The following is a 23,252-nucleotide window of genomic DNA, read 5'->3' on the forward strand; positions in this document are numbered from 1 at the left end:
GGCAGCGCATGGGGTGTGCCGACGCGCCGCGGAGGTGGTGGCGGGGCGGGCGAATCGATTCGTAACGATCGTATGAGCGCGTTTTGATCAGTGTCAATGAAAGCCCGGTCGACGGGATTCCGGCGGTGGCCGCCCGTGCCGGCGGCCACCGCCGGGGCTCGCGTGCTGCCTACCGCCCCCAGATCCGCCAGGTCTGGTTCAGCGGGCTGCCCTGGCTGACGGCGTTGCAGGGCCACTGGATGACCGACGCGCGGGCGGCCGTGGAGACCCCGTTGACGTCGACGCACTTGCCACTGTGCCGGGCCACGAGTTGGTAGTCGTGCGCATCGTTGCCGGAGTAGGTCACCTTCCGGAGGGCGAACTGCTGATTCGTGGCGTTCTGGCAGGTCCGCTGGATCACCGCGGCGGAGTTGGCGGTGGACGCGCCGCTGACGTCGAGGCACTTGCCGCTCTGCTGGTTGACCACCGTGTACGTGTTGGCCACGCCGGCGACCGGCTGGAAGTTCCAGAGCTGCTGGTCACCGCCCTCGCAGTAGAACTGCTGCTGCGCGTTGCCGTCGGCGGTGCTCAGGTTGGTGTTGTCCAGGCACTGCTGCGAGTGCTGGGCGACCGCCACCGACTGGAAGCCGGCGTCGGAGGGCGGCAGCAGGGTCACCGTGTACGTGTCGTTCTGGTTGCCGTACGGCAGCGTCACCGTGGCGTTGTTGTTGGACAGGTTGACGACGGTGTTCGAGACCGTGACCGGCCCCTGCACCGCGCCACCGTTGTTGTACGGGATGCGCTGCGTGAGCACCCGCACCTGGTTGTTCTGCACCACGCCACTCGTCGTGTCGAGACGTTGCAGGTTGACGGCCAGGTTCCCGGTCGTACGACCGCCGCCGACCAGGACCTTCGCCACCCCGCTCGCCTTCGTGGCGTACGCGTCGTAGGACTGGCTGCCGGTCACCGCCACGATCTGCCCCGCCTGGGAGGCGTAGTAGCGGTAGACCCACCACTCCCCCTTGGGCTGGTGCTGACCGGCCGAGTTGCGGACCAGCAGGTTGCCGAGGTCGTTGTGCAGGTTGCCGGCGCTGGCCCAGTTGGCCCGCAGACCGTCCGCCCCGGCACGCTCCAGACGCGAGATGTACCAGGCGCCGTCGGCGGGGTTCTGCTCGTTGGACGCCCCGTACTCGTTGATCTGGTACGGACGGGGATGCGGGATGCCGCGCGGATCGAGTGTGGCGTTGGCGGCCGCGACGTTGGCGACCGGATCACCCGGCAGGGAGTGCCAGCTGATGATGTCCGGCACGGTGTTCGTCGAGCGGACGAAGTCGAGGTACTGGTTCCAGAACGCGTGCGAGGTCGACGGCACGCAGGCGCAGCTCGGCCCGACGATGAGCTGGTTGGGGAACTCCGTGCGGAGCCGCTGGTACGTGCGTCGCCAGAGTTCGAGGTACTGGGAGATCGGCCGGTTCCAGAAGATGGTGATGTTGGGTTCGTTCCAGATGTCCCACTGCACGGTCAGCCCGGACGCCCGGACGTCGCCGATGACGCGGTTCAGGAAGTTGTCGTAGTCCGTCCAGTTGCCGTTGTCGCCGGGGAAGCGCGAGATGCCGGCGCCGTCGGCACCCCACAGGTCGTGCGGCAGCAGGATGAACTGCCCGCCGAGGGCGGCGGTCCGGCGCGCCTGGGCGAGGGTGGCGTTCCAGCGGCGGTCGTAGTTTCCGCCGACCCAGCCACTGCCGGGCAGTTGTGCGCCGCCGGCCCGCATGTAGCGGAAGTTGACGTCGCGGTAGAAGTGGTCGGGTGGGCCGCTGGCGTTCTCGGTCATGCCGTAGATCCAGCCGGACGCACGATAGGTCGGCGTGCCGGCGGTCGTCGAGAAATTCACGCTTATCGACTCGTCGGCGGCCTGGGCGGGGGACGCGGCGACGGCGACGGCCGTGGTGGCGGCGAGCAGGCCGACGACGAGTCGGGCGACGAGCGCGTGCGCTCGGCCGGGCCTGCTGCGGGACGGGGTTTTCACGGGCGGCTCCTTGGTGGGGCGCGGGGGACGCTCTCCGGAGGGCTGCGCTTGCGAATCGATTCGCTCGGATCGTAGGTCGGAGACTCACTCATGTCAATGAAATGGCGCTCCGGTGAAGCGGGTGTTTCCCAGCGCTACCTGACGGGCGCGGCAGCCATCCTTGACCTCCGAGCGCGGACGGTCCTATCTTCGTGCGAACCGTTTCGTCGAATCGGTTCGCCTCATAGTCGGACGTGCTCCGGCCCGCGACGGTCAACCCACGACACCCCACCACACGATCGAGTTGAAGTGAGGCAGCACATGACACGACTCAACCGACGGCGGCGACTGGCCGCCGTGGCCCTGATAGCACTCGCCGCCGTGACGACCAGCGCCTGCTCGTCGTCGTCTGGGGGCTCCGGCGGCGACGACGGCGGCGCCTACGTCGTCTGGGACCCGTACCCGCAGTTCGCCGACGACTCCGACTGGGTCGCCCTGCTCAAGAAGTGCGGAACCTCGGCGGGCGTGACGGTCGAGCGGACCGGCTACGACACCACCGACCTGACCAACAAGGCGCTGCTCGCGGCCCAGCAGGGCAACTCGCCGGACGTGCTGATCGTCGACAACCCGGTCATCTCGACCCTGGCCGAGGCCGGCGCGCTCACCACGACCGAGGAGAACAAGCTGGACACGTCGAGCATGGAGAAGAACCTGCTCGGCGCCGGCCAGAGCGCCGGCAAGACGTACGGGGTGCCGATCGGCGCCAACACCCTCGCGCTCTACTACAACAAGGACCTGCTGACCGCCGCCGGCGTCGACCCGGCCTCGGTCACGGACTGGACGTCGCTGACCACGGCTTTGACGAAGGTCAAGGCCAAGGGCAAGAAGGGCATCACCTTCTCCGCGATCGGCACCGAGGAGGGCAGCTTCCAGTTCCTGCCCTGGTTCTGGGGATCGGGCGCGCAGTTGACCAGCCTCGACTCGGCGCAGGCGGTGTCCGCGCTGGCGCTGTGGACGGGCTGGCTCAAGCAGGGGCTCGCTCCGAACTCCGTCATCAACAACACCCAGACCACGAGTTGGCAGGAATTCGCCACCGGCGATTTCGCATTCGCCGAGAACGGCACCTGGCAGCTCGCCAACGCGGAGAAGCTCGGCTTCTCGTACGGCACGATCGCGATCCCGGCCAGCGCGGGTGGACCGGCCCCGGCACCGACCGGCGGTGAGTTCGTCTCGATCCCCGTGCAGCGCAAGACGGGCCGCTACGCGACGTCGCAGCAGCTCGTCACCTGCCTGACCAGCGCCGACAACCTCCTCACCACGGACACCACGCTCTCCTACGTCGCGCCGGTGGCCGCCGTCCAGGACCGACAGGCCACCGAGAATCCCAAGCTCAAGGTCTGGGTCGAGGCGGTCCGGGCGGCGAAGGGTCGCACCGGCGACAACCTCGGCACGAAGTACCCGAAGATCTCCGAGCCCCTGTGGACCGGCGTGCAGGCGGCCCTGAGCGGCGGAAAGTCGCCTCAGGAGGCGCTGACCGCCGCCCAGGCGATGGCCGCGAGCAAGTAAACGCGCCGAATCGACGACATGACCCACACGACGCAGAACTCCAGTACCACGCGGAGCGACGGTGGGGCGGCCGACGCCGCCCCACCCGGCCCTGCCGCCCCCCGCACCCGCCGGCCCGGACGATGGCTGGGATGGGGCTTCCTGGCACCGACGGCCGTCTACCTGCTGGCGTTCTACGCCTACCCGCTCTATCGCAACGTCGAGCTGAGCCTGCGCGAGTACACCGTCCGGTCGTTCGTGCAGGGTGGCGCACCCTTCGCCGGCCTGGACAACTACCGCACCGTCCTGACCGACCCGGCGTTCTGGCCGACGTTGACGCACACCCTGGTCTTCACCGGCGCGTCGCTCGTCTTCCAGTTCGGCATCGGCATGGCCCTGGCGCTCTTCTTCCGCCAGCACTTCCCGCTGTCGGCCACCCTGCGGGCGCTGATCCTCGTGCCGTGGCTGCTGCCGCTGATCGTGTCCGCCTCGACCTGGTCGTGGCTGCTCAACAGCGACTCGGGCCTGGTCAACGCCACGCTCGGCGTCGTCGGGATCGACCCGGTCAACTGGCTCACCTCGCCGACCTGGTCGCTCACCTCGGTGATCATCGCCAACATCTGGATCGGCATCCCGTTCAACCTGGTGGTGCTCTACAGCGGCCTTCAGGCGATCCCGGTCGAGGTGTACGAGGCGTCCGCGCTCGACGGCGCGACCGGCTGGCAACGGTTCTGGTCGATCACGTTCCCGCTGCTGCGCCCGGTCTCCGCGATCACGCTGCTGCTGGGGCTGATCTACACGCTCAAGGTCTTCGACATCATCTGGATCATGACCCGGGGCGGCCCGACCAGCTCGTCGGCCACGCTCGCCACCTGGTCGTACCGTCTCGGCTTCGGCAACCTGCTGCCCGAGTTCGGGCCGGGGGCGGCCGTCGGCAACCTGCTCATCGTGCTGGCGCTGATCGCCGGGCTCTTCTACATCCGGTTCCAACGGAGGCAGCACCTAGGATGATCACGTCACCGCGCCGGGTCTGGTGGAAGACCCTCGTCGGCCTGGTCCTGACCGGGCTGATGCTCTTTCCCGTCTACTGGATGATCAACGTGTCGTTCACCCGGGACCAGGACATGCGGGCGAGCCCGCCGCACCTGTTCCCGACCAACGGCACGCTGGACGGCTACCGGGCCGTCCTCGACCAGCAGCTGCCCTACCTGGGCACCAGTTTCGTGGTCGGGCTCGGGACGGTGGCGCTGACCGTGGCGCTCGCCGCCCCCGCCGGGTACGCGCTCGCGAAGCTGCGGCCACCCGGCGGCCCGGCGCTGAGTTTCCTGCTGCTGATCGCCCAGATGATCCCGGGGATCATCATGGCGATGGGCTTCTACGCCATCTACCTCACCCTCGGCGTCCTCAACACGCTGCCCGGCCTGATCCTGGCCGACACCACACTCGCGGTGCCGTTCGCCGTACTGATCTTCACGGCCTTCATGTCCGGCATTCCCGACGAACTGCTCCAGGCCGCCGTGGTCGACGGCGCGAGTCGACTGCGCACCTTCTGGTCGATCGTGCTGCCGGTCAGCCGCAACTCGATCGTCACGGTGTCACTGTTCGCGTTCCTGTGGTCCTGGTCGGACTTCGTCTTCGCCTCGACCCTGGCCGGCGGCGGTGACCACCAGCCGATCACCCTCGGCATCTACCACTACATCGGCAACAACAACCAGCAGTGGAACGCCATCATGGCCACCGCCGTCGTCGCCTCCGTCCCCGCAGCCGTCCTACTGATCCTGGCCCAGCGGTACGTCTCGATGGGCGTGACCGCCGGCGCCGTCAAGGACTGACCACCCGCACCACAGAAAGGCAGTCGCCACCCATGACCGTCGCCCCGTCCGGTCCGGAGTTCGCCATCCAGGACATCCCGTTCAGCTACCGAGGGTCCTGGCTCAACATCTCCCCCGTGGTCGCCGAGAAGACGTACGCCGACGACCTGCACCTGGTGTCGCACCAGACCGGGCTGCACCCGGTGCTACGCCTCTCCCCCACGGCCCCGGGCACCACGGTCGTCGCCACACCCGCGCTGTTGACCTGGCACGCCGGTCCCGGTCGGATCGACGCCGTCTACGACGGACCGGACACCCTGCGGCTCCGGGGTCGGCACCTCGGCCTGCGGATAGCCGCGGCGGCCGGCACGCTCACCCCGTTCAGCGGCACCTACCTCTACCTCGACCCGGTCGACGGCTCGCTCGTGTTCACCTCCTACGAGACCGGGCGTCGCTACCGGGTCACGGTGCTCGCCGGCGCGCTGCGCCGCACCGACGGCGTCGAGGCGCTCGGCACCGCCGACCGGTCCCTGGACCTCACGGGTGACGAGCCCTGGGAGATCGCGATCGAGGAGTACGCCACCGCGCGGCGGCCCTACGCCACGACCGTCACCTTCGACCAGGTGTGCCGGGACCGCAGCGCCGAGTTCGCCGCGTTCGTCGACGCGGTCGCGCCGTGGCGCGACGAGGACACCCCGGCCGCCGAACTGGCCGCGTACGTGCTGTGGTCCGCCACCGTCGACCCGGCGGGGTTCGTCACCCGGCCCGCCGTCCTGATGTCCAAGCACTGGATGGACAAGGTGTGGAGCTGGGACCACTGCTTCAACGCGATCGCCCTGGCTGCCGGCGAGCCCGAGCTGGCCTGGCACCAGTTCCACCTGCCCTTCGACCACCAGGACGCCGCGGGTGCCCTTCCCGACTCGGTCACCCACTCCGAGGTCCTGCACAACTACGTCAAACCCCCCATCCACGGCTGGGCGCTGCGGCACCTGCGCCGACGCCTACCCCACCCACCGGACCGGGCGGCGCTCGCGCAGACGTACGACCGGCTGGCCCGCTGGGCCGGGTTCTGGCTGGACGCGCGCCGCGCTCCCGGCCAGGACCTGCCGCACTACCAGCACGGCAACGACAGCGGCTGGGACAACGCCACCACGTTCGACGAGGGCCGGGTCGTGCAGACCGCCGACCTGGCCGCCTTCCTCGTCGCGCAGCTGGACTGCCTGGCCGACCTCGCCGCCGAGCTGGGCGTCGCGGCCGACCGGTGGTCCCGGGAGGCCGGCCGAATCCGTACGGCGATGCTCCGGGACCTGTGGGACGGTGAGCGCTTCACGGCCCGCAGCCCGCACACCGGCCAGCAGCGGACCAGCCGTAGCCTGCTCGACCTGATGCCCATCGCGCTCGGCGCCGACCTGCCCACCCCGATCGCCGACGCGCTGGCCCGGGGAGTCGAGCGCCACCTCACCACCCACGGGTTGGCCACCGAACCGACGGACTCGGCCCACTACGCCGCCGACGGGTACTGGCGGGGCCCGATCTGGGCGCCCTCCACCGTGCTGGTCGAGGACGGCCTGCGACGGGCCGGGCACACCGGGATCGCCGACGACATCAGCCAGCGCTTCCTCGCGCTCTGCGAGAAGTCGGGTTTCGCGGAGAACTTCGACGCCGAGACCGGTGCCGGCCTGCGCGACCGGGCGTACACCTGGACCGCCAGCAGCTACCTCATCCTGGCCGCCGCGCACCAGGAACGCCGGGCGGCGGGACGGTAGCAGGGGCGGTGCACGACCGGCCGCCACGGTCGCGGGACCGTGGCGGCGGTGGGCGGGTCAGCGGGCCCGGACCGGGCCCGTGCTGGAACGCAACGAGATGGGCGGGCTGTACAGGCGGTGCCGGGGCACGCTGCCCGGGGCCGCGATGATCTCCAGCAGCAGCGCCACCGCCTCGGCGCCCATGTCCCACATGGGTACGTCCGCAGCCGTCAGCGGCGGGCGGAAGTCCTCCGCCCAGTGCTGGGCGGCGACCCCGGTGACCGAGAAGTCCGCCGGCACGGACAGCCCGACGCCGGTCAGCGCGCGCTGCATCCCGGGCAGCGCCGCCTCGTTGATGGTGGCCACCGCCGTGACCTCCGGATGCGTCGCCAGCAACTGCTCCACGCACGCCTCGCCGGAGGCGGAGTCGTCGCCGCAGCACACGTCGACGCCGGCGAGGCCCCGTTCGGCCACCGCCGCCTGGAAGCCGGCCAGGGCGCGATGGCTGGGGCCGTACCCCGCCGCCACCAGCTCGGCGGATCGGTTCACCAGCGCCACGTGCCGGTGCCCCAGGTCGGCCAGGTGATGCACGCAGCGCGCGATCAGCCCGGCGTAGTCGATGTCGACCCAACTCATGCCGTGCGCCTCGGCCGTCCGGCCGATCGTGACGAACGGCAGACCCGTACGGGCCAGCCGCGTCACGCGGTCGTCCTCCAACCGGATCTCCATCAACACGACGCCGTCGACGCGACGCCCGGAGACGATCCGCTCGAACGAGCGGTCGTGGTCGCCCCCCGACGGCGACAGCAGCACGTCGAGGTCGTGGCGGGCGGCGGCCTCGACGACGCTGGCGACGAAGCCCAACTGCATGTCGGTCAACCGCTGACTCGCCGGCGGGATCACCAACCCGAGGGTGCGGGTACGCCCCTCCTTCAGGGCACGGGCGCTGGCGTTCGGCCGGTAGTCCAGCTCGTCGATGACCGCCTGGATCCGCTGCCGGGTCGCCTCCGACACCGTTCGCTTGCCGCTCAACACGTACGACACCGTGCTGCGGGACACTCCCGCGCGCCGGGCGATCTCCCCGATGTTCATACGCCCCCTCGAACCGACTCCTGCCCCGACGGGACGCGCCCAGCTCCGGTTTCCGAGCATAAGCGCTCCGCGTGCGGCCCCGGACGCCCCGTCCGGCTCATCCCGGCCACCCCCAGCCGGTCAGGAATCAAGAAGCACCCGCGCGTCCTTCCGGCCTAGCCTTTTCCCAGGTGGCCGGCACGACGCCGCGCCATGACGAGCGAGAGGGAGCCCGACATGTCCGCGAAGTCCTCCAGCACCGACTCCGACGGCTTCAGCGCCGAGGAGCGTGCCGCGATGAAGGAGCGTGCGGCCGAACTGCGCGCCGAGGGCAGGAAGGGCGCCAAGAAGGCCGACGGGTTGCAGGCGGTCCTCGACCGCATCGCGCAGATGGCGCCCGACGACCGCGCGCTCGCGGAGCGCGTGCACGTGGCGGTGACCACCGCAGCGCCGGAGCTGTCGCCGAAGACGTGGTACGGGATGCCCGCGTACGCCAACGCCGCCGACAAGATCGTCGTCTTCTTCCAGGACTCCGGCAAGTTCAACTACCGGTACTCGACACTGGGCTTCCAGGACGCGGCGAACCTCGACGACGGCGACCTCTGGCCGGTGTCGTACGCCCTGCGGACGTGGAGCCCCGAGGTGGAGAAGCGGATCGTCGAGCTGGTCCGAGCAGCGGTCTGCTGATCCGCGGCTCTGGTACGCCGTGCGTCCACCGACGATGCTCGGTACGTGTCGTTCTGGGAGTTCGTCACGCGCGTCGGCGTACCGCTGATCGTCGTCGTCGGGGCCGCGGCCATCGCGGTCGGCGCGTTCACCGACCCGCCGGAAACCTTCTCCTGGCCGCGCGGCTGGCAGTGGGCGTGGGTGGGGCTGTGGCTCATGGCGAGCGGTGAGGCGGCGTTCGGCACCGAGCGACCGTGGTCCGAGCGTGTCTGGAAGGGCGCCGCAGCCCTGCTCGTCGCGGTGGCCTCTGTGATCGCCGTCTGGCGGCACCAGCGGTGGCGCAGGCGGGCCGGGCGCACCGACGGCGACCCGGCACGGTAGCCGGCGCACGGGCGGCGACGCGGTGCAGAAGCTGGCCGGCCACCCGTCGCCGGCGGAGGCGGTGCCGCTGCACGGCGACGGGCGACACGCCCCCACCCACCGTCGACGCGGGGCCGACGGCTGGCGGGGGCGCACCGTGGCGCGTCAGGTGGTCGTGCAGGTGATCTCGGTCGGCGGGTTGTTGGTGCCCGTCGCGGTACCGATGAAGCCGAACGTGGTGGAGCCACCGGCCGGCAACGCCCCGTTGTAGTCGACGTTCGTCACCCGCACGCTCGCACCGCTCTGCGTGTGCGTGCCACCCCAGATCTGGCTGATCACCTGCCCGTTGGGGAAGGCCCAGGAGACCGTCCAGCCACGGATGGGCGTCGCGCCGGCGGTCACCGTCACCGAGGCCTGGAAACCGCCCGACCACGAGTTCGTCACCGTGTACGTCGCCCGCGCGCCGGACGGCGAGGGCGTGCTCGACACGGTGGGCGTCGGCGTCGGGATCGGGCTCGGTGTGTCGGTCGGACTCGAGGTCGGCGAGACCGTGGGCGAGGGCGTGCTGCTCAGCGTCGGTGACGGTGTGACACCGGGCCGCGCCGCGCGGTAGGTGTGACCGGCGCGCACGGCGAGTTGCACGACATCCGTCTCGGGTCGGGTGGTGCTGGGCGTGCTGCCGTCGGTGACGTCGACCAGGGTGAAGGACCCGGTGAAGAGGCGGGCGCGCAGGCGTACGGTGCCGTCCCGGTCGGCGCGGACGCTGATCTCGTCGGCCTGCCCGCTGCTCCAGGCCACGCCGACGGTGTACCCGCCCCGGCCGCGCAGGCCCGCGACCTGGCCGGTGGGCCAGGCGCTCGGCAGCGCGGGGAGCACGTGCAGCTCGCCGTTGTGGCTGTGCAGCACCATCTCGGCGATGCCGGAGGTCGCACCGAAGTTGCCGTCGATCTGGAACGGCGGGTGCAGGTCGAACATGTTCGGCGCGAGCCGGTCGGTGCGGACCAGGTCCTTCAGGAGCTTGTGGGCGCGGGCGCCGTCCTCCAGGCGGGCCCAGTAGTTGATTTTCCAGGCCAGGGACCAGCCGGTCCCGTCGTCGCCGCGCAGTTCCAGCGTCCGGCGTGCGGCCTCGTAGAGCTGCGGGGTGCCGCGCTTGGTGATCTGGTTGCTCGGATGCAGGCCGTACAGGTGGGAGACGTGCCGGTGGTTCCGCTCGGTCTCGACCCAGTCGGCGAGCCACTCCTGGATGTTGCCGCGGGAGCCGACCCGCGACGGCGCCAGCCGGTCCCGTGCCGTGCGCACCTGGGAGCGGAACGTGGTGTCGACTCCCAGCACCTCACTGGCCCGGGCCGTGGCGTCGAACAGGTCACGCAGGATCTGGTTGTCCATGGTGGGGCCCGCGCAGACGCTGGCGTTCGAGTGGTGCGGCAGCTCCGGCGAGTTCGACGGGTTGGTCACCAGGTAACCGAGCGTCGGGTGGGCGACCAGGGTGTCGAGGAAGAACTGGGCGGCACCCTTGAGCGCCGGGTAGTTGGCCTGGAGGAAACCGGCGTCACCGGTGAACAGGTAGTGCTCCCAGATCAGGCTGGCCAACCAGGCGCCGCCGGTCTGCCACATGCCCCACAGCGCCCCGTCGACGACCGAGGCGCCCCGCCACGCGTCGGTGTTGTGGTGGGTGACCCAGCCACCCGCGCCGTACTGCGCCTGGGCGACACGCGCCCCGGTGACCGTGAGGTCCTTGATCATGTCGAACACCGGCAGGAAGCACTCGGCGAGGTTGGTGGTGTCGGCGGGCCAGTAGTTCATCGGCAGGTTGGCGTTGATGGTGTACTTCGAGTCCCACGGCGGCGTCATCGAGTCGTTCCAGATGCCCTGGAGGTTCGCCGGCTGGGTGCCCGGCCGCGAGGAGGAGATCAGCAGGTACCGCCCGAACTGGAACAGCAGGGCGGAGAACTGGGGATCGTTCGTGCTCGCGTGCTGGGCGATCCGCACGTCGGTCGGCTGGTCGGCCGCGGCCGTACGCCCCAGGTCGATCGTCACCCGGTTGAACAGGGCCTGGTAGTCGGCGAGATGGCGACTGCGCAGCTGGTCGAGGCTCGCCCCACGGGCGGTGCTGAGGCGGGTGCGCGCGATGCCCTGGTAGTCGCCGTTGACCGTGCGGTAGTTGACATAGCTGGAACCGATCGAGATCAGGACGGTCACGCTCGTGGCACCCGAGACGCGCAGGGTGCCGCCGGAGCTGCTGACCGTGCCGCCCGTCGCGGTGGCGTTGGCCAGCCCGAGGAAACGCACCGAGCCGTTGACGCCCTCCATGGCGCCGGAGATGCCGTCGACCGCGATCGTGGCGGCGTCGGGGCTCGACATCGTCGTCCGCTGTGGGCTGTCGAAGGTCGCGTTGAACGTGATCGAGTTGGCGCGGTCGGCGGTCAACCGGAGCACGATCACCGAGTCGGGAGCACTGGCGAACACCTCACGCTGGTACCGGACACCGTTGAGCACGTACGTCGTGGTGACGGTGGCGGTGGTGAGGTCGAGCGTCCGGTTGTACTGCGACGCGCCGCTGGCGGAACCGAAGGCGAGACGGAGGTTGCCCACGAGCTGGTAGGCGAGCTGTCCGCCGGGGTTGCCCATCATCGTCTGGTTGATCAGATCCTGCGCCGACGTCCACTGGTCGGCGAAGACGCGCCGCCGGATCTCGGCGAGGTTGGCCGCGCCGCGGGTGTTCGCGGAGTCGTACGGACCCCCGGCCCAGACGGTGTCCTCGTTGAGCTGGAGCCGTTCGGTGTCGACGTTGCCGAACACCATGGCGCCGAGGCGTCCGTTGCCGACGGGCAGCGCGCGGAGCCAGTCGGTGCCGGCCGGCTCGTCGTACCACAGAGCCAGGTCGTTGGCGGCGAGCACCTGTGGCGGCGCGACCGAACCGGCGCGGGCCACGGCGGACCACGCAACCGGTAGCAGCGCGGCGCCGGCGCCCGCAGCACCGGCCCGCAGCACGTTTCTTCGTGTCACTTCAGACATGGTCTCTCCAATCTGCGCAGGCCAGCGACCTCACGCAGGTGGGACGGCACCGCTGGAGGCACCGCCGGAATTGGCGCTATGGCGGGGACGTGCCCACGGCCGGTTTGCCGTTCGAGTCCTGGCGGGGACGGTCGGCGGCGGCCGGGGACGCGTGGTGGGCGCTTGCTGTTAGCGTTAACAGGTGCGGCCCGCTCGCACCGCTCGGCAACGTTCACAGCCGTGGCCCGGCGTGCCGGGCTCCCGGCGGCGCGCCATGCATCCTCCATAGACCTTCGTAGATGACGGCGCTGCGCGTCAATAGGTGTCGGTCATGTTTCGGATCGGCGCGCAGGGGCGCGCCCACGGTGGGCCGCCCGGGCACCTTGCCATCGACGCAGCTCGTTCGTAGCATCCAGAGCCACGAGATGTTATCGCGAACAAATCGCGACATCCCGGCACCGACCGTCCGGAGGTGGCAGCTGTGTCCTCAGGCTCGTCGGCCGTTGCGGGCTACCACAACCCGGTCGTACCCGGCTTCTACCCCGACCCGAGCGTCTGCCGGGTCGGCGAGGACTACTACCTCGTCTGCTCGAGCTTCGAGTACTTCCCCGGTGTGCCGCTCCTGCACAGCCGGGACCTGGTCCACTGGTGACAGATCGGTAACGTCCTCGACCGTGCCAGCCAGTTGGAGATCCCGCCCGACGCCAACGCGTCCGGCGGCATCTTCGCACCGACCATCCGCCACCACGACGGCCGCTTCTGGGTGATCACCACCAACGTGAGCCTCCGCCGGCACCTCATCGTCACCGCGGCGGATCCCACCGGCCCATGGTCGGAGCCGGTCTACCTCGACCCGCCCCACGCCGACCCGTCCCTGGCCTGGGACGATGACGGCACCTGCTGGCTGACGACCTCGGGAGTGGACGGCTACCGCATCGGCGAATGGTGGTACCTGCTGCTCTCCGAGGGCGGCACGCACACCGGCCACGCCGTCTCGGTTGCCCGGTCCCGCAGCCCTCGGGGGGCCGTTCGAGCCCGCGCCGACCAACCCGATCCTCACCCACCGGAGCACAGACCTCCACCCCGGCACGCACCGCGACGACTTCGACACGACCAGCCTCGCACCTGGATGGGTTTCGCCCCGCTCCCGTCCCGACGCGGCCTGGTCGTTGACCGAGCGGCCTGGATGGCTCACCCTGCACGCGGCCGGTACGACGCTGGACCGCGCCGGCGCGACGATCGTGGCGGCCCGCCAACGCCATCATGACTGCCGCGCCAGCGTGCGGGTGGATCCGGACGGCGGCACGGCCGGGCTCACCCTGCGCATCGACGAGCCCTTCGGGGTACGCCCCGCCGCCAGCGACATGATCGCGTTCGAGGTGGAGACCGCGGACGGCCACGTACTGCTGGCCGAACTCGACGGACGGTACCTCTCCACCGAGGTCGCCGGCGGCTTCACCGGCCGGGTCATCGGCATGTACGTGACCGACGGCATCGCGGCCTTCGACTGGTTCGACTACCGTCCGGTGGCGCGTCCGCCCGGCTGAACGGCCGGCGCCGCGACCGTAGTCTCGCTGTGTGAGCGACGAGAGCCGGCGGCGCCGCCCCCGCAAACCGCGGCGCGGTGACCTGCCCGTCGCCACGATCGCCGAGCTCGCCGGAGTGTCCCCTCCGACAGTGTCCAAGGTTCTCAACGGTCGCACCGGCGTGGGTGAGCAGACCCGGCAGCGGGTGGAGGCGCTGCTCCGCGACCACGGCTATCGCCGTCCTGAGGACGCCGCGAGAACACTCTGCATCGAGGTGCTCTTCCACCACATGCTGCCCTCGATCGCCCTGGAGATCCTGCGCGGCATCCAGGAGGTCGCCGACTCGCGGGACTGCACCGTCGGCTTCGTCGACCTCCGTCACCGTGTGGAGGCGGGGCTGCCCTGGATGGAGCCCCTGCTGCTGCGCCATCCGACCGCCGTCATCGCGGTCTGCTCGCTCGTCACCGCCGAGCACGGCCGACAGTTGGCCAGCATGGGCATACCGCTCGTCGCCATCGACCCGGGCGGCGAACTCTTCCCCACCCCCGCCGTCGGCTCGAACAACTGGAGCGGTGCCCTCGCCGCCACCCGGCACCTTCTCGACCTCGGCCACCGGCGGATCGGAGTGCTCACCGGGCCGGTGCAGGACCTGGCCGCGCGGGCTCGCCTGGACGGTTTCAGGGCCGCCCTGGACCACGCCGGCATCCCGTTCGACGACAGCCCCGAACGGCAGGGGGTGTTCAGCTTCGTGGCCGGCCGTAACCTCGGGCGCGAGTTGTTGACACGGGCCGAGCCACCCACCGCCCTCGTCTGCGGCAACGACCTCCAGGCCCTCGGCGTCTACGCGGCGGCCCACGACATCGGCCTGCGAATCCCCGAAGATCTCAGCGTCGTCGGCTTCGACGACGTGGACCAGGCGACCTGGACGTCACCACCGCTGACCACGGTGCGACAGCCGTTCACCGAGATCGGGGCCACCGCCGCTCGGCTCGCGTTGACGCTGGCCGACGGCCATACCCTCCCCCAGGAGCGGTACGAACTCGGCACGGCGCTCGTCGTCCGGGGCAGCACCGGACCGCACAGCACTCGGTAGCAGGGCGGCCGGGCAGCGGGTCCCGAAGAGGCCGACTTTTTTCGGCGGCCATGTCGAGAAACCACACCCGGCGTCGTCCCCGGGGTGAACGTGACCAGAACGGGTCACGCGAGCGAGGAGGAACACAACGATGGCGAAGTACCTGCTGTTGAAGCTGCCGCGTTACTCGGCGGTGGCCGCGTACCTGCACGAACGCGACGGCGACCTGGCGAGGGCGGCCCGCCTCTACGCCGAGGCGGCTCGTAAGGCGGCCAACCTCGCCGAGCGTGACCATCTGACCCGCCAGGCCGCCCGCCTCAACGACCACCGGCGGCGCTGACGGGTCGCACGACCCGCCTCAGTCGCTCGGCAGCGGCGCGTACCACTGCGCGCCGCTCACCCGGACCCGCTGCGACTGCTTGCGGTTCCATGCCACCCGCATGCCGTGGCGGCGCAGCACCGGGAAGGCGACCTCGTCCAGCAGGCGTTCCAGGTCGGCCTGGTAACGGGCCTGCTGCTCGGCCTCCGGCAGGGCCGAGTAGGCGGCCTCGTCGAAATCCACTGGAGGGTAGGCTCCGTAGCCGAGGTAGACCTCGCCGTTCTCGCTCGCGAGCAGCGACTCCGTGTCCTGCTGGTGGAACCACAGGTAGCCCTGCCAGTGCCGGGAGTCGTCGCGCTCGTCGTGGATCTCCGCGGACGCGCAGGTGCCGCAACAGCTGAAGTTCTCTCGGGCCACCACGCCGGCCTCGTTGAGATCGGCGAACGCTCGGGTGAGGTTGCTGCGGACCGCGCCCCAGCCACGCTGCTGCTCGCGCCGGAGGGCCAGCGCCGTCTCGTACGCCGACGTGAGGTCCTCGGCGGTGGCGCCGTGTCGCTCGTCGTCGTCGAGGTGGTCCAGGAAGTCGACGGGGTCGTCGTAGCCACGGACGATCCAGTCCCAGATCTCGGCCTCGATCTCGCCGCGACCCGGCTCGGCGACTCGATCGGTCAGGAAGCGGACGCCCTCGGGGCGATCGTTGTAGGTCCATCCATCCACGGCGGAGATCCTTGCAGCGACCTCCGACAGTCCGGGACGTGACGTGCGGGACCGTCCGGCCCCGCCGTCCGAGGACGGCGGGGCCGGACGGATCGGTCGCGTCCGGTCAGCCGTTGAGGGTGGCCAGCAGCGCGGCGCTCATGCCCTGTTCGCCACGGGCGTTCGGGTGGAAGGGCGCGGCGGAGTTCTGCGGCACCAGCCCTTCGATCCAGCGGGTTCCGCTGCTCTTGCACGTGTCCCGACCGATCGACGGCGTGTAGACGTCGGCGTAGGTGGCGCCGTTCGCGCCGGCGGCGCTGGCCAGCATGGCGTTGAGCGACTTCTCGACACCGCGCAGGTACGGCACGTCCTGGTAGGCGATCGGGACGACGGGCCAGCAGCCGTACCCGCTGTCGGGCAGGATCGCGGGATATCCGAGGACGACGACCCGCGCGCTGGGCGCGGCTCGGCGGATCGCCTGTAGCACGGCGGTCACCTTCGGCACCGTGGCCGCGATACGGGCCTGCAACTGGTCGGTGCCGCCCGCGGTGTACCGGTTCTTGCACGGCGAACCGAGGGGACTGCTGAGGCTCGCCTCCGCACACTCACCGATGATGCCGGAGAAGCCGATGTCGTTGCCGCCGATCTGTACCGTCACCAGCGCGGTGCTCGACGTGACCGCGTTGAGCTGCGGTGGGACGTTGATGCCCAGTTGGCCGCTGCCGCCGTGGAGAATGTCGTCCGTCGTGGCACCGGAGCAGCTCACGTCCGCGAACGACGTCGAGCCGGCGGCCGCGGCCACCAGCGAGGGATAGTTGCGGTTCGACCGCAGACAGTTGAGGTCGACCTGGGTGGGGATCAACGGACCCGCGGTGTACGAGTCTCCCAGCGCGACGTAACGGCCGGTGGGGACCGCGGCGCTGGCGGGCGTGGCGACGGCGAGCAGGACACCGGCGGTGGCCGCGGCGAGTGCGGCCAGTCGGGTGGCCGCGCGCAGGAGCGGCAGGCGGGGACGGGGCATGACGCCTCCCAGGGGAGATCGCGGTGGTGGTGGTGGTGCCGTGATCCTGTCGCCGCCGCCGAGCGGGGTCAATATAGATGACCCTCACTAAAGAACGTCCCACAGTGTGGGTCGGGAGGGCTGCGGGGCGGGCTCCGACCTGTCGAGATCCGCGCCGGACACCGGCTGCGTTGACGGCATGTGTCATGCGAGTTAAATTGGCGTCGGTCAATGTCATCGGCTCCTGTGGACGGCAGTGGGCCCTCGCCGTCAACCACCGCAAGGAGCGCACGTGCTCAAACGAAGAATCGCCCTACTGTTCCCCACAATCCTTGCGGCTGCCCTCGGCACCGCGGTGGTCAGCGGCGCGATGGTGCTCACCACCCCCCAACCCGCGGAGGCGTTGGAGAACGGGCTGGCCCGCACACCGCAGATGGGCTGGAACGACTGGAACTCGTTCGGATGCAACGTCAACGAGTCGCTCATCCGGCAGACGGCCGACACGCTGGTCTCCAGCGGCATGGCAGCGGCGGGCTACCGCTACGTCAACATCGACGACTGCTGGTCCACCAAGCAGCGCAACGGCAGCGGTGACCTGGTCGCCGATCCACAGAAGTTCCCGAGCGGCATGAAGACCCTCGCCGACTACGTCCACGACAAGGGCCTCAAGCTGGGCATCTACTCCTCGGCCGGGACCCTCACCTGCGCCGGGTACCCGGCCAGCATCAACTACGAGCAACGCGACGCCAACCTCTGGGCGTCCTGGGGGATCGACTACCTCAAGTACGACAACTGCGGCGACCACCTCGGCCGGAGCGCGCAGCAGCGCTACACCGCGATGCGGGACGCGCTCGCGGCCACCAACCGGCCGATCCTGTACAGCCTGTGCAGTTGGGGCCAGGACAGCGTCTGGACCTGGGGCGCGGGAGTGGGCAACTCCTGGCGTACCACCGGCGACATCGGTGGGAACTGGAACTCCATCATGGGCATCCTGGACCAGCAGGTCGGCAAGGAGTCGTACGCCCGACCGGGCGCGTGGAACGACCCGGACATGCTGGAGGTCGGCAACGGGCCCACCGACACCGAATCCCGAGCGCACTTCAGCCTCTGGGCGCTGCTGAACGCCCCGCTGCTGGCGGGCAACGACATCCGCACCATGTCGGCGGCCACCCGCACGATCCTGACCAACACCGACGTCATCGCCGTCAACCAGGACTGGGGCGGCCAGCAGGGCCGCAAGATCAGCGACTCCGGTGACCTCGAGGTCTGGCGCAAGCCGATGTCCACCGGCGGGGTCGCCACCGTCCTGCTCAACCGCGGCAGCGGCACGACCACGATCTCCACCACTGCCAGCGCGCTCGGGCTCGGCAACGCCGGCTCGTACACAGTGCGCGACCTGTGGTCCCACACCACCTCGACGTCGACCGGCACGATCAGCGCGTCCGTGCCGGCACACGGCGCCGCCATGTTCCTGGTCACCGGCGGTGGCACTCCCCCGCCGACCACGCCGCCGCCGACCACGCCCCCACCGACCACGCCCCCGCCGAGCGCGACGTCGACGATCCGCAGCACGTCCGCCGGCCGGTGCCTGGACGTCAACGGCGCGTCCCAGACGAACGGCGCCACCGCCATCATCTGGGACTGCCACGGCCAGGCCAACCAGTCCTGGACCTCGACCAGCGCCCAGGAGCTACGGGTCTACGGAGGCAAATGCCTCGACGTCTACGACGGCGGAACCGCCAACGGGACGTCGGTGATCATCTGGGACTGCCACGGCCAGGCCAATCAACAGTGGCGCTTCAACGCCGACGGCTCGATCACGGCGGTCGCCTCGGGCCGCTGCCTGGATCTGGTGGGCAACGGGACGGCAAATGGCACGCGCGCCCAGATCTGGGACTGCAACGGCGCAGCCAGTCAGCGGTGGAGCCGCAGCTGAGCGACCGTCCCCGGTAGGCGGGGGCAGGGCCTGGACCGGCCGGGCACGTCCGCGGGCACCGACCCGCGCGTCGCCCGGCCGGTCCACGCCGCTCATGCTCACCCCTGCGACACCCGGGGAACGTCCGACGCATAGCATTGCCACGGATCGGGACGGCTCTGCTGAAACGAGGCGACATGCGTTGGCTCCAGCGGTTGCTGGGCGGCGGGCGGGTCCAACTCGACCCGGAGCGGCAGCAGATGCTGCTGCGCAACCTCCAGCACGGATACGGCGCACACACGCGGGTTCCGTTTCCCGCGCAGGTCGAAGCGGCGACCGGCATGTTGGGCGGCGACGACGGCCTGGTGGTGGCGGCCCGGGTTCTCAGCCAGGTCGCCGACGAGGCACACGTGGATCTGCGGGCGCAGGCCCAGGACATCCACCGGCGGACCGGCCGACGACTCCTGGTGCACCGGCGGAACTACCGGCCGCTGTGGATGGAGGCCGGTCCCGGACTGCGGTGGCCGCTGTTCGCACTGCCGTGCGGCTTCCACCCGTACGCCCAGGTGGCCGCCGCCGTCGCGGTGGTCGGCGACCGGGCGGCCCGGCTCGACCGGGTGACCGATCCGAACCCGCTGGCGACACATGTGTTCGAGCTGCTCGACCTCACCACCGCCGGCTGGGAGTACGGCCGGGTGCGGGTGGACACCGACGCCGCCGCGTTCGTGGATCGACTGATCACGAGCGCCGCGCAGGTCCTCGCCGCGATGGACGACCCGCCCCGGTTGCCACCTCCGGTCCGTGCGCTCATGCGTCGCAACAACACCCTCGATGTGCACGACCCGGCCGGCCCGCGCGCGGTGGGACGAATCAACCTGGGCGCGCGGATGCGGGAACAGTTGCTGGCCTGACCGCCTACCGGCCCTGGGCGCGGGCGTTCGCGCCCAGGAAGGCGAGCAGCAGGGCAGCCGTCTCGTCGGGGTACTGCGCGTGCGGGTAGTGACCCGCGCCCTCGATGACCTCGAGCCGACCCAACCCGTCCGGCAGCGCGGCCACGATCGCCGGCCTTGCCGCAAGACCCCTATCGTGCCGCAGAATCGTCGGCCGGAGACGGGAACGAACGAAGAATCGGGGCACCGGGTGCGTGTGTTGTGCAGGACACGAGTGGTCGTACGGACCGTCCGGACCGAGGTGACGCGATGACCGACCACTACGTGTGGGATCTCGACGAGGTCGACGAGACGCAGATCGCGACCGTCGGAGGCAAGGGCGCCCGTCTGGGGGCGTTGTCGCGGATCGACGGCATCCGCGTACCGGCTGGCTTCTGCGTGTCGACCGACGCCTTCCGACGGGTTCTGGCCGAGGTGCCCTCGATCGAGGCTCACCTTGAGCGGCTGTCGCGCCTGACGCCGGACGACCGGGACGCGGTCCGCGACCTCAGCGCGGAGATCCGCCGGAGCATCGAAGAGACCGCCCTGCCCGACGACCTGGTGGCGGCGATCGACGGAGCCCTGCGCCAGCACGGTGCGGACACGGCCTACGCCGTCCGGTCCAGCGCCACGGCGGAGGACCTGGCGACGGCCTCCTTCGCGGGCCAACAGGACACCTACCTGAACGTCCGAGGCACGGCCGCCATCCTCGCCCACGTCAGCCGGTGCTGGGCCTCGCTCTTCACCGAGCGTGCCGTCACCTACCGGCAGCGCCACGGCATCGACCATCGGACCGTCCACCTCGCCGTCGTCGTGCAGAAGATGGTGTTTCCGCAGGCGGCCGGCGTGCTGTTCACGGCCGACCCCCGCACGTCCAATCGAAGGACCGCCTCCGTCGAGGCCAGTTTCGGCCTTGGCGAGGCTCTGGTCTCCGGGCTCGTCAACCCGGACGCCTACCGGGTGCGGGACGACGCGATCATCGACAGGTCGATCGCCACCAAGCGGCTCGCCATCGACGCCCTCCCGGGCGGGGGCACCGTCAGGCAGCCGATCAGCACGGACCGTCAGGGGCAGCCGGCGCTGACCGATGTCCAGGTCCTGCGGCTGGTGCGCGTGGGCCGGCGGATCGAGGCGCACTTCGGCTGCCCGCAGGACATCGAGTGGTGCCTGGTCGACGACGACTTCCACATCGTCCAGAGCCGGCCGATCACGACGCTGTTCCCCGTCCCCGCCGCCCTGGACGAGGAGAACCACGTCTACCTGTCCGTGGGGCATCAGCAGATGATGACCGACGTCATGAGGCCGTTGGGGCTGTCCATGTGGCAGCTCACGGCGATGGCGCCGATGCACGAGGCCGGGGGGAGGCTCTTCGTCGACGCCACCCGGCTCCTGGCGTCGCCCGCGGGCCGCGCCGGCTTCCTCGAGATGGCGGGCAGGTCTGATCCGTTGACCCGGGACGCGCTGGAAACCCTCCTGGAGCGCCCCAACTTCGTACCGACGCTGGCCCAGGACGGTCCCGGTGTCCCGCGGCTCGGCGGCGCGCCGGCCACGATCGAGAACGATCCGGCCATCGTCGCCGAGCTGATCGAGCGCAGCCAGGCGTCTCTCGCCGCACTGCGGCGCGACATCGCGAACGTGACCGGACCGGCGCTGTTCGACTTCCTGTTCGAGGCCTTCGCCGAGCACAAGCGGCTGCTCGCCGATCCGTTGAGCATGCAGGCGATCATGGCGGGGATGGGAGCCACCTGGTGGCTCAACGACCACCTGTCCGAATGGTTGGGCGAGCGGAACGCGGCCGACACCCTCACGCTGTCCGCCCCGGGCAACGTCACGTCGGAGATGGGCCTTGCGCTGCTCGACGTCGCGGACGCGATCCGTCCGTACCCCGATGTGGTGGCCTACCTGCGGGACGTCGTCGACGACGGCTTCCTCGACGACCTGCCGAAGCTGGCAGGCGGCACGGAGGCACGCGCCGCCATCCGCGCGTATCTCGACCGGTACGGCATGCGCTGCGTCGGCGAGATCGACATCACCAGGCCGCGCTGGGCCGAGCGCCCCACCACGCTCGTACCCCTGATCCTCGACAACATCAGGCTCCACGAGCCCGGCGCCGCCCGACGGCGCTTCGCGCAGGGGTACGAGGAGGCGCAGCGCAAGCGCGAGGAGCTGCTGGAACGCCTACGCGCCCTGCCGGACGGGGCACACAGGGCCGACGAGACCGCACGGATGATCGACCGGGTGCGCACCTTCATCGGATACCGCGAGTATCCGAAGTACGCGATCATCAACCGCTACTTCGTCTACAAGCAGGCCCTGCTGCGGGAGGCCGAGCGCCTCGTCGACGCCCACGTGCTGCGCGAGAGGGACGACGTCTTCTACCTCACCTTCGCCGAGCTGCACGACGCGGTGCGGTCGCACCGGGTCGACGACGCTCTGATCCAGCGGCGTAGGGACGAGTTCCGCGCGTACCAGACGCTCACGCCGCCCCGGGTGCTCACCTCCGAGGGAGAGATCATCTCCGGGGCGTACCGACGAGACGACGTGCCGACCGGCGCGCTGGCCGGCCTCGGGGTGTCCGGCGGGACCGTCGAGGGTCGCGCCCGTGTCCTCTCCGACATGACGGACGCCGCGCTGGAGTCGGGCGACATCCTGGTCACCGCTTACACCGATCCGAGCTGGTCGCCCCTGTTCGTCGCCGTCACGGCCTTGGTCACCGAGGTGGGCGGTCTCATGACCCACGGCGCGGTCATCGCCCGGGAGTACGGCCTCCCCGCCGTCGTCGGCGTGGCGGACGCGACCAGGCTGATCCGAGACGGACAGCGGATCCGTGTGCACGGCACCGACGGGTACGTCGAGATCCTCGACGAGTCCGACAGCTCGAGTTGACGGCCACGGCCACCACGCTGCGCTCGGACCCGATGGGCCAGATCAGGACGACCGACGGCCCGTTCCTGGAGACCAAGGAGGTCCTCGGCGGCTACTACCTCGTCGAGGCGGCCGACCTGGACGAGGTCCTGTCGTTGGCGACGCTGCTTCCCGAGGTGCGTGCCTCGCACAGCGGCGTGGAGATCCGCCCGGTGGTCGACCACGGCTGACGTGACCGACCGACAGCGGTCAGTTCGTCCACTATCGCGTCGAGGTCGTCGACGTACCACGTCGCCAACGTCGCCGCGGTCGTCCCGGCGGTGACCGACTGGTAGACGTTGAGGGCCGGCCCGCCGCCGGAGGCGTAGATGCGGCTGCCGTCGGCGATGTGGGCGCTGGGGGCGGATCGCAGCGCCCGCAGGCCCAGCCTGCCTTCGTAGAACGTGACCGCCCGCGCGATGTCGGACACGGCGACGGAGGCTCTGATGTGGTGGGCGCTCAAGGGCATGACCCAGCCTGGCGGACACGGCCGGTCCTGGACGTGACGCGGGGCGGGCCCGGCAACAGCCGGGCCCGCTCTGTGCTGTGGGTGGTGTCAGCGTTGGAGGGTGAGCAGGCCGGGGCGGTACGGCAGCAGGCCGTAGTCGACGCCGTCGGAGGAGGGCGATCGGCCCTGGTAGAGGAGTTGGAGGTTGCAGGGGTCGACGGTGAAGGTCTGGTCGGCGCTGGTGCGGATCAGCTCGCCGTGGCTGAT

General features: G+C 70.5%; 19 protein-coding genes and 3 pseudogenes. 14 read left to right on the plus strand and 8 right to left on the minus strand.

What is annotated here, in order from left to right; genetic code table 11:
• Positions 1 to 169: 169 nt before the first annotated feature.
• Positions 170 to 2,005, minus strand: coding sequence for an RICIN domain-containing protein (locus ACGFH9_RS27785; protein WP_393224883.1), 1,836 nt, complete (start codon positions 2,003 to 2,005; stop codon positions 170 to 172).
• Positions 2,006 to 2,305: 300 nt separating this feature from the next.
• On the opposite strand from ACGFH9_RS27785, the gene ACGFH9_RS27790 reads away from it, so the two are divergent.
• The 4 genes from ACGFH9_RS27790 to ACGFH9_RS27805 are packed head-to-tail and all read left to right on the plus strand — an operon-like array spanning position 2,306 to position 7,106.
• Entirely contained in the window at positions 2,306 to 3,550 is a 1,245-nt protein-coding gene (locus ACGFH9_RS27790) for an extracellular solute-binding protein (protein ID WP_393224886.1), read from the plus strand.
• An 18-nt stretch (positions 3,551 to 3,568) separates the two neighbouring features.
• Positions 3,569 to 4,540 (plus strand): carbohydrate ABC transporter permease, encoded by a 972-nt coding sequence (locus ACGFH9_RS27795; RefSeq protein WP_393224888.1) that lies wholly within the window; start codon positions 3,569 to 3,571, stop codon positions 4,538 to 4,540.
• Entirely contained in the window at positions 4,537 to 5,361 is an 825-nt protein-coding gene (locus ACGFH9_RS27800; RefSeq protein WP_393224891.1) for a carbohydrate ABC transporter permease, read from the plus strand. The genes ACGFH9_RS27795 and ACGFH9_RS27800 overlap by 4 nt, the downstream gene beginning before the upstream one ends.
• Positions 5,362 to 5,393: 32 nt before the next feature.
• The gene (locus ACGFH9_RS27805) at positions 5,394 to 7,106 is read left to right on the plus strand and encodes an amylo-alpha-1,6-glucosidase (protein WP_393224894.1); all 1,713 of its coding nucleotides are present in this window, start codon (positions 5,394 to 5,396) and stop codon (positions 7,104 to 7,106) included.
• A gap of 57 nt (positions 7,107 to 7,163) precedes the next feature.
• On the opposite strand, the gene ACGFH9_RS27810 is transcribed toward ACGFH9_RS27805, so the two are convergent.
• Positions 7,164 to 8,177 carry a LacI family DNA-binding transcriptional regulator gene (locus ACGFH9_RS27810; RefSeq protein WP_393224896.1) on the minus strand — a complete coding sequence of 338 codons (1,014 nt, stop codon included), beginning with the start codon at positions 8,175 to 8,177 and terminating at the stop codon, positions 7,164 to 7,166.
• A 216-nt stretch (positions 8,178 to 8,393) separates the two neighbouring features.
• Here ACGFH9_RS27810 and ACGFH9_RS27815 point away from each other — a divergent pair, with 216 nt between their 5' ends.
• Entirely contained in the window at positions 8,394 to 8,843 is a 450-nt protein-coding gene (locus tag ACGFH9_RS27815; protein ID WP_393224899.1) for an iron chaperone, read from the plus strand.
• A gap of 45 nt (positions 8,844 to 8,888) precedes the next feature.
• Positions 8,889 to 9,203 carry a hypothetical protein gene (locus ACGFH9_RS27820; RefSeq protein WP_393224902.1) on the plus strand — a complete coding sequence of 105 codons (315 nt, stop codon included), beginning with the start codon at positions 8,889 to 8,891 and terminating at the stop codon, positions 9,201 to 9,203.
• A gap of 144 nt (positions 9,204 to 9,347) precedes the next feature.
• Here the strand turns inward: ACGFH9_RS27820 and ACGFH9_RS27825 are convergent, their stop codons facing one another.
• Positions 9,348 to 12,197, minus strand: a complete 2,850-nt coding sequence (locus ACGFH9_RS27825) for a glycoside hydrolase N-terminal domain-containing protein (protein WP_393224904.1) — start codon at positions 12,195 to 12,197, stop codon at positions 9,348 to 9,350.
• Between the two features lie 460 nt (positions 12,198 to 12,657).
• Here ACGFH9_RS27825 and ACGFH9_RS27830 point away from each other — a divergent pair.
• The 4 genes and pseudogenes from ACGFH9_RS27830 to ACGFH9_RS27845 form a co-directional block, all read left to right on the plus strand.
• Positions 12,658 to 13,041 (plus strand): annotated as a pseudogene (locus ACGFH9_RS27830) (family 43 glycosylhydrolase); the annotation flags it as partial.
• 133 nt (positions 13,042 to 13,174) lie between these two features.
• Entirely contained in the window at positions 13,175 to 13,723 is a 549-nt protein-coding gene (locus tag ACGFH9_RS27835) for a hypothetical protein (RefSeq protein ID WP_393224906.1), read from the plus strand.
• 31 nt (positions 13,724 to 13,754) lie between these two features.
• Entirely contained in the window at positions 13,755 to 14,795 is a 1,041-nt protein-coding gene (locus tag ACGFH9_RS27840) for a LacI family DNA-binding transcriptional regulator (RefSeq protein ID WP_393224909.1), read from the plus strand.
• Positions 14,796 to 14,949: 154 nt separating this feature from the next.
• Positions 14,950 to 15,114, plus strand: a pseudogene (locus tag ACGFH9_RS27845) (RNA polymerase subunit sigma-24); the annotation flags it as partial.
• An 18-nt stretch (positions 15,115 to 15,132) separates the two neighbouring features.
• Here ACGFH9_RS27845 and ACGFH9_RS27850 read toward each other — a convergent pair.
• Together ACGFH9_RS27850 and ACGFH9_RS27855 are read right to left on the minus strand one after the other, a co-directional pair.
• Positions 15,133 to 15,810, minus strand: coding sequence for a DUF6891 domain-containing protein (locus ACGFH9_RS27850; RefSeq protein WP_393224913.1), 678 nt, complete (start codon positions 15,808 to 15,810; stop codon positions 15,133 to 15,135).
• Positions 15,811 to 15,916: 106 nt separating this feature from the next.
• Positions 15,917 to 16,810 (minus strand): SGNH/GDSL hydrolase family protein, encoded by an 894-nt coding sequence (locus ACGFH9_RS27855; RefSeq protein ID WP_355248302.1) that lies wholly within the window; start codon positions 16,808 to 16,810, stop codon positions 15,917 to 15,919.
• Between the two features lie 271 nt (positions 16,811 to 17,081).
• On the opposite strand from ACGFH9_RS27855, the gene ACGFH9_RS27860 reads away from it, so the two are divergent.
• Together ACGFH9_RS27860 and ACGFH9_RS27865 are read left to right on the plus strand one after the other, a co-directional pair.
• Complete coding sequence (locus ACGFH9_RS27860) at positions 17,082 to 18,725, plus strand: glycoside hydrolase family 27 protein (protein WP_393224916.1); 1,644 nt, start codon at positions 17,082 to 17,084, stop codon at positions 18,723 to 18,725.
• 176 nt (positions 18,726 to 18,901) lie between these two features.
• Positions 18,902 to 19,615, plus strand: a complete 714-nt coding sequence (locus ACGFH9_RS27865; RefSeq protein ID WP_393224918.1) for a hypothetical protein — start codon at positions 18,902 to 18,904, stop codon at positions 19,613 to 19,615.
• 4 nt (positions 19,616 to 19,619) lie between these two features.
• Here the strand turns inward: ACGFH9_RS27865 and ACGFH9_RS27870 are convergent, their stop codons facing one another.
• Complete coding sequence (locus ACGFH9_RS27870; RefSeq protein WP_393224921.1) at positions 19,620 to 19,760, minus strand: hypothetical protein; 141 nt, start codon at positions 19,758 to 19,760, stop codon at positions 19,620 to 19,622.
• 143 nt (positions 19,761 to 19,903) lie between these two features.
• Here ACGFH9_RS27870 and rph point away from each other — a divergent pair, with 143 nt between their 5' ends.
• Together rph and ACGFH9_RS27880 are read left to right on the plus strand one after the other, a co-directional pair.
• Positions 19,904 to 22,519 (plus strand): rifamycin-inactivating phosphotransferase, encoded by a 2,616-nt coding sequence (gene rph, locus ACGFH9_RS27875; protein ID WP_393224923.1) that lies wholly within the window; start codon positions 19,904 to 19,906, stop codon positions 22,517 to 22,519.
• A 32-nt stretch (positions 22,520 to 22,551) separates the two neighbouring features.
• Positions 22,552 to 22,728 carry a YciI family protein gene (locus ACGFH9_RS27880; RefSeq protein ID WP_393224926.1) on the plus strand — a complete coding sequence of 59 codons (177 nt, stop codon included), beginning with the start codon at positions 22,552 to 22,554 and terminating at the stop codon, positions 22,726 to 22,728.
• A gap of 20 nt (positions 22,729 to 22,748) precedes the next feature.
• On the opposite strand, the pseudogene ACGFH9_RS27885 reads toward ACGFH9_RS27880, so the two are convergent.
• Together ACGFH9_RS27885 and ACGFH9_RS27890 are read right to left on the minus strand one after the other, a co-directional pair.
• Positions 22,749 to 23,006: pseudogene (locus ACGFH9_RS27885) on the minus strand (VOC family protein); the annotation flags it as partial.
• A gap of 87 nt (positions 23,007 to 23,093) precedes the next feature.
• Positions 23,094 to 23,252, minus strand: a 159-nt coding sequence (locus tag ACGFH9_RS27890) for a non-reducing end alpha-L-arabinofuranosidase family hydrolase (RefSeq protein WP_393223911.1), incomplete at its 5' end; no start/stop codon positions are given.

The organism is Micromonospora sp. NPDC049102 (genome assembly GCF_043197485.1).
Lineage (GTDB): Bacteria > Actinomycetota > Actinomycetes > Mycobacteriales > Micromonosporaceae > Micromonospora.

What these genes read in the sequence shown, in the direction of transcription:
- ACGFH9_RS27865 (WP_393224918.1), top strand. Translation starts at nt 18,902, where the DNA reads ATGCGTTGGCTCCAGCGGTTGCTGGGCGGCGGGCGGGTCCAACTCGAC.
- ACGFH9_RS27855 (WP_355248302.1), bottom strand. Translation starts at nt 16,810, where the DNA reads ATGCCCCGTCCCCGCCTGCCGCTCCTGCGCGCGGCCACCCGACTGGCC.
- ACGFH9_RS27825 (WP_393224904.1), bottom strand. Translation starts at nt 12,197, where the DNA reads ATGTCTGAAGTGACACGAAGAAACGTGCTGCGGGCCGGTGCTGCGGGC.
- ACGFH9_RS27805 (WP_393224894.1), top strand. Translation starts at nt 5,394, where the DNA reads ATGACCGTCGCCCCGTCCGGTCCGGAGTTCGCCATCCAGGACATCCCG.
- ACGFH9_RS27810 (WP_393224896.1), bottom strand. Translation starts at nt 8,177, where the DNA reads ATGAACATCGGGGAGATCGCCCGGCGCGCGGGAGTGTCCCGCAGCACG.
- ACGFH9_RS27790 (WP_393224886.1), top strand. Translation starts at nt 2,306, where the DNA reads ATGACACGACTCAACCGACGGCGGCGACTGGCCGCCGTGGCCCTGATA.
- rph (WP_393224923.1), top strand. Translation starts at nt 19,904, where the DNA reads ATGACCGACCACTACGTGTGGGATCTCGACGAGGTCGACGAGACGCAG.
- ACGFH9_RS27800 (WP_393224891.1), top strand. Translation starts at nt 4,537, where the DNA reads ATGATCACGTCACCGCGCCGGGTCTGGTGGAAGACCCTCGTCGGCCTG.
- ACGFH9_RS27880 (WP_393224926.1), top strand. Translation starts at nt 22,552, where the DNA reads ATGGGCCAGATCAGGACGACCGACGGCCCGTTCCTGGAGACCAAGGAG.
- ACGFH9_RS27795 (WP_393224888.1), top strand. Translation starts at nt 3,569, where the DNA reads ATGACCCACACGACGCAGAACTCCAGTACCACGCGGAGCGACGGTGGG.
- ACGFH9_RS27815 (WP_393224899.1), top strand. Translation starts at nt 8,394, where the DNA reads ATGTCCGCGAAGTCCTCCAGCACCGACTCCGACGGCTTCAGCGCCGAG.